Consider the following 588-nt stretch of genomic DNA (forward strand, 5'->3'; position numbering starts at 1 on the left):
AGGCCGGACGTGTCATAGACGGGCACGGCGGGCTCATTGGCGCTGGGGTGGAGGTCGATCTCGCGATGCGGCACGGCAATGTCCGGCGCGTCGGCGGGGTGGGAATAGACCTTGCGGCTGGCGGGCAGGGCGCCGGTGGTGACTTTGGGGGTCTCGAACTGGCTTTGGTCTGTGGGCTTGTTCATGGGGCTATTCCTTAGATGGCCGGTGTGGCGGACATGAATGTCTTGTTGAAGTCGGCGGCTGTGGCGGGCAGCTGGATGAAGCCTTTCCGGGTCCACTCCTGCACAAGATCCGCAGAAGCCGCATAGGCGTTGGCGAACAGGCAGGGATCGTCGGAGGTATAAGCCCAATCGGCGAAAGCTGCCTGACGATGGGACTGGATGGCAATACTGCTGTTGACGGCGCGTGTATCGCAAATGTGGATCGTGCGTTTCACTGCAGCGTTTTGATTCAGCTCGAACCACCGCTCTTCCGGCATTGCGGAGGCGGAGTCCTGATACTGAAGTCGTATATATTCCACGCGCTCACTCCCGTCCCTTGCGCCGGTATTAGCCGGATCAGGTTCAAAGGGTGCTGGAGCGGTGT

At 60.7% G+C, this 588-nt stretch carries 2 protein-coding genes; both read right to left on the reverse strand.

What is annotated here, in order from left to right; genetic code table 11:
- The coding region (locus B4F73_RS10410; protein WP_290483202.1) for a hypothetical protein at positions 1 to 185 on the reverse strand (185 nt) is incomplete at its 3' end.
- 11 nt (positions 186 to 196) lie between these two features.
- Positions 197 to 588 (reverse strand): hypothetical protein (locus tag B4F73_RS10415; protein ID WP_290483203.1); only part of this gene is annotated, 392 nt, incomplete at its 5' end.

The sequence above is a fragment of the Hyphomonas sp. UBA3601 genome (assembly GCF_002375605.1).
Lineage (GTDB): Bacteria > Pseudomonadota > Alphaproteobacteria > Caulobacterales > Hyphomonadaceae > Hyphomonas.